The following is a 793-nucleotide window of genomic DNA, read 5'->3' as shown; positions in this document are numbered from 1 at the left end:
TGTTGGTTTTGCGGTGGTGATAGTGGTGGGGAAACGCCCGGTTAACCGTTCCGATCCCGGTAGCTAAGCCCATTCGCGCTGATGGTACTGCAACTTGGTGGTTGTGGGAGAGTAAGTGACTGCCGCAATATTTTGTTGAGAGTGAGGGGTCATTCCACTTTGGTGGGGTGGCCCCTTTCTCGTATTCATGGGTGTTGTGTCTTGGGGGCGTGTGATGGGTGGTGTTGTCGTTGCGTCAGGCTGTGGGCTGGTGGGCTCATCGAATGCTCTGTGACGTCGCGGCAGAGTTGCCAGTTCCCGTCTTCGTTCTTCCTCCAGACCTCAAGTAGCGCGGCCCAAACACCCACGTCGTTGTTCAGCGAGTAGACGAGGCCGTCCCACCGCGTTCCGCATCAGGATGGGCGAACCTGCGTGCAGGCTTCTTCGCCCACGTTGCAGACGTAACGAACTCCCACGATCCCTCCGGGCGTGTGTGAGCTGGAACAGCAGCCAATCGACTTCAAGGGAATGATCGACTCTCGAACCCCTGTGGGCACGGAGAAAGTCCTTGATGGTCTTGTTCGGGCCCCGTGTGCGGTGCTGGAGGAAGGATCGCCCTGTCGCTTCCCATGACGTGAACTCGCCCGTCCATGCGGCAGCCGCGTGGAGTGCCTCGACCTTTCCCAACGTTGTGAAAAGCGCGAGGTGTTCCTTGTTCGCTGGTAGGACTGGTCGTCGAATCAGGTGCTTGTGATGCTTCTATAGATGTCAAGCGGCTTGAAGAAGGAAGTCCCGGTACTGCGCTGCGAACTCG

The 793-nt window shown here is 58.1% G+C and carries 1 rRNA gene; it reads left to right on the top strand.

Features of this window, described 5'->3' with window-relative positions:
* The first annotated feature begins 9 nt into the window (after positions 1-9).
* Positions 10-128: ribosomal RNA gene (gene rrf, locus INT29_RS19910) — 5S ribosomal RNA — on the top strand.
* Positions 129-793 lie beyond the last annotated feature (665 nt).

The sequence above is a fragment of the Brevibacterium sp. FME37 genome (assembly GCF_014897485.1).
Classification (GTDB): domain Bacteria; phylum Actinomycetota; class Actinomycetes; order Actinomycetales; family Brevibacteriaceae; genus Brevibacterium.
This window is presented reverse-complemented; position numbering and strand designations above follow the sequence as displayed.